The organism is Streptomyces milbemycinicus (assembly GCF_002154605.1).
GTDB lineage: Bacteria > Actinomycetota > Actinomycetes > Streptomycetales > Streptomycetaceae > Streptomyces > Streptomyces milbemycinicus.
Genome location: NZ_MUNE01001060.1, coordinates 1 through 3,613, shown reverse-complemented (window position 1 = coordinate 3,613; position 3,613 = coordinate 1). Strand labels below are relative to the sequence as shown.

Genomic DNA, 3,613 nt, shown 5'->3' with positions numbered 1-3,613 from the left:
CTACGCCCCCGACGCGTCGGGCGGCAGCAGCGGCGATAGCGGCGATATTGAGGGACTGCGGCTGCGCCCGAACTCCTACGCCCTGGACCGCTATGAGTCCCTGGAGGGCATGCGCGTCTCGGTCAAGGACACCCCGGTCGTGGGCGCGACCAGCCAGTACGACGAGCTGTGGGTCACCGCCGAGCCCGGCCACGCCCGTACCGCGCGCGGCGGAGCGCTCTACAGCTCCTACCGCGACCCGAACGCCGGCCGGGTCAAGATCGCCTCCCTCATCCCGTTCGCCCAGCGCCCCTTCCCCGTCGCCGGTGGGTGACCGGCTGACCGGCACCACCGCGGGGCCGCTGGACTACGACAACTTCGGCGGCTACGCGATCCAGGCCACCGCGCTCGGCGAGCTCGCGGACGGAAACCTGGCCCGGGAGACCACCCGTAAGCAGAAGGCCGACGAGCTGTCCATCGCCACGTACAACGTGGAGAACCTGTCCCCCAAGACCGCGCAGGCGAAGTTCGACCGGCTCGCCTCGGGCCTCGTGGACAACCTCGCCTCGCCCGACATCGTCGCCCTGGAGGAGGTCCAGGACGACAACGGCCCGACGAACGACGCGGTCACCAGCGCCGGAGTCACACTCGAGAAGCTCACCGACGCGATCAAGGCGGCCGGCGGCCCCGCGTACGAGTGGCGGCAGATCGACCCGGCCGACGACCAGGACGGCGGGCAGCCGGGTGGCAACATCCGCATCGCCTTCCTCTTCAACCCCGAGCGGGTCTCCTTCACCGATGTCGCGGGCGGGAACGCCACCACCGCGGTGCGGGTGACGGACGACGGCGGCAAGGCGGGCCTGTCCGCCTCCCCCGGCCGTATCGACCCCGAGAACCCGGTCTGGAAGGACAGCCGCAAGCCGCTGGTCGGGCAGTTCTCCTTCCGGGGCCGCCCGGTCTTCGTGATCGCCAACCACTTCAACTCCAAGGGCGGCGACCAGGGCCTGGACAGCCGCTTCCAGCCCCCGGCCCGCAGCTCGGCGACCCAGCGCACCGGGCAGGCCGAGGCAGTCAACGCCTTCGTCAAGAAGCTGCTCGCCGTGGACCCGCAGTCCCGGGTCGTCGTCGCGGGCGACCTCAACGACTACCAGTTCTCGCCCGCGCTGGCCGATCTCAGGGGTGGCGGTGTGCTCACCGACCTGGTCACCGGACTTCCGAAGGACGAGCGCTACGGCTATGTCTACAACGGCAATTCGCAGGTGCTGGACCACATCCTCACCAGCCACGCCGTGCGCCGCCCCGACTACGACATCGTGCACATCAACGCGGAGTTCGCGGACCAGTCCAGCGACCACGACCCGCAGATCGTCCGAGTGAAGCCGTAGCGATACTGAACTGTCGGACCAGCACAATTAAATAGACCTGTACCCCGAAGGGGCCCAGAATCCAGCGCAGGAAACACCCCCTGTCCCGTCCTCCTGCCGCACGGAGCGTTCACACATGTCCCTGGGCCCCTACGGCCGTACCGCCGCCGCCATGATCACCCCGTTCGACGAGGACGGCGCCCTCGACCTCGACGGCGCCCAGCGCCTGGCCACCCACCTGGTGGACCGGGGCGGCTGCGACGGAATCGTGGTCAGCGGCACCACCGGCGAGTCCCCGACCACCTCCGACACCGAGAGGGAGGCGCTGCTGCGGGCCGTCGTGGAAGCCGTCGGCGACCGGGCCCGGATCACCGCCGGGGTGGGCACCAGCGACACCCGGCACACCGTGGAACTGGCCCGCGCGGCCGAAAAGGCCGGGGCACACGGCCTGCTGGTCGTCACCCCGTACTACAGCCGCCCGCCGCAGGAGGCTGTGGCGCAGCACTTCCGTACGGTCGCGGACGCCGTCGGACTCCCCGTGATGCTGTACGACATCCCCGCCCGCACCGGCACCGAACTCGCCACCAACACACTGCTGCGGCTCGCCGAACACCCGCGCATCACAGCCGTCAAGGACAGCGCGTACAACCTGCTGAAGGCGGCGCGGGTGATGGCGGCCACCGGCCTCGCCTACTTCTCCGGCTGCGACGAGCTGAATCTGCCGCTACGGGCCATCGGCGGCGCCGGCTACGTCAGCGTCGTGGCCAACGTCGCAGGTCAGCAGGTGCGCGCGGTGCTCGATGCACACGACGCGGGGGATCCGGGCGAGGCCGCCCGGCGCCATCTGGCCCTCACCCCGCTCATCGAGCGGATGATGGCCGCCGGCACCCCGGGCACGGCCACCGCCAAGGCGCTGCTCGGCGCGCTCGGACTGCCCGCGGGCCCGGTCCGGGCCCCGCTGCTCCCCGCCGGCCAGGAGCTGACCGACGAACTGCTGGCCGCGTACGGCGAGGTGGCGGGCGGCGAGGTGGCGGGCGGCCGCTGACCCCGGTCCGCCCGCCCCACGCGTGGCTCAGTTGTGGCTGTGCAGCGCCTCGTTGAGGCCGCCCCACGAGCCGCTGCGCGGCAGCGCCTCGACCGCGCCGGTGGTGGAGTTGCGGCGGAAGAGGAGGTTGTTGACGCCGGACAGCTCCAGCGCCTTGTGGATCGTGCCGTCCGGCAGGGAGACCCGGGTCCCCGCGGTCACGTACAGGCCCGCCTCGACGATGCAGTCGTCGCCGAGCGAGATGCCGATGCCCGCCTCGGCGCCCAGCAGGCAGCGCTCGCCGATGGAGATCGTCTGCTTGCCGCCGCCCGAGAGCGTGCCCATGATCGACGCGCCGCCGCCGATGTCCGAGCCGTCGCCGACCACGACGCCCGCGCTGATCCGGCCCTCGACCATGGAGGTGCCCAGCGTCCCGGCGTTGAAGTTGACGAAGCCCTCGTGCATGACGGTGGTCCCGGAGGCCAGGTGGGCGCCGAGCCGGACCCGGTCGGCGTCGCCGATGCGCACCCCGGCGGGGATCACGTAGTCGGTCATCCGCGGGAACTTGTCCACGCTGGTCACCGACAGCTGCAGCCCCTCGGCGCGGGCCGCGAGGCGGGCCCGCTCGACCTGGTCGACGGGGACGGGGCCGAGCGAGGTCCAGGCCACGTTGGCCAGCAGGCCGAACATGCCGTCCAGGCTCAGGCCGTGCGGCTTGACCAGGCGGTGGCTGAGCAGATGCAGCCGCAGATACACGTCGTGCGCGTCGAGCGGCTTGTCGTCGAGGGAGCCGATGACCGTACGGACGGCCACGACCTCGACCCCGCGGCGCGGGTCCGGCCCGAGGGCCTTCAGGGCGGTGTCGCCCAGCAGCTCGGCGGCGCGCTCGTCGCTCAGCCGCTCGGTCCCGGCCGGGCCGGGCTCGGCGACCAGCTCGGGGGCCGGGAACCAGGTGTCGAGGACGGTGCCGTCCTCGGCGAGGGTGGCAAGACCGGCGGCGGCTGCGCCGGTTTGGGTGGTGCTGGTGGTGATGGCTGCGTCGGTCATGGTCAGAACGCTAACCGGAGCCGGGCCCGGGAGGCGAACCGGTCTCAGCGAGCGGTCCGGGCGGCCCGACCTCCGGCGTCGGCGGGCAGTCCCGGCGGCCGGTCATCCGGTGTCGGCAGGCCATCCGGGCAGCCGGTCATCCACCGTCGTCCCCGTTCAGCGGGCCGTCCCGGGCCGCTCGCTGAGACCGGTTCGCCTC

General features: G+C 72.2%; 2 protein-coding genes and 1 pseudogene. 2 read left to right on the top strand and 1 reads right to left on the bottom strand.

The window, feature by feature from the left end:
- Positions 1 to 1,364: pseudogene (locus tag CCN51_RS50960) on the top strand (endonuclease/exonuclease/phosphatase family protein); the annotation flags it as partial.
- A 115-nt stretch (positions 1,365 to 1,479) separates the two neighbouring features.
- Entirely contained in the window at positions 1,480 to 2,388 is a 909-nt protein-coding gene (gene dapA / locus CCN51_RS50955; protein ID WP_014180628.1) for a 4-hydroxy-tetrahydrodipicolinate synthase, read from the top strand.
- Positions 2,389 to 2,415: 27 nt separating this feature from the next.
- Here dapA and dapD read toward each other — a convergent pair whose 3' ends face one another.
- Positions 2,416 to 3,414, bottom strand: a complete 999-nt coding sequence (dapD, locus tag CCN51_RS50950; RefSeq protein ID WP_014180627.1) for a 2,3,4,5-tetrahydropyridine-2,6-dicarboxylate N-succinyltransferase — start codon at positions 3,412 to 3,414, stop codon at positions 2,416 to 2,418.
- Between the last annotated feature and the right edge of the window lie 199 nt (positions 3,415 to 3,613).

What these genes read in the sequence shown, in the direction of transcription:
- dapA (WP_014180628.1), top strand. Translation starts at nt 1,480, where the DNA reads ATGTCCCTGGGCCCCTACGGCCGTACCGCCGCCGCCATGATCACCCCG.
- dapD (WP_014180627.1), bottom strand. Translation starts at nt 3,414, where the DNA reads ATGACCGACGCAGCCATCACCACCAGCACCACCCAAACCGGCGCAGCC.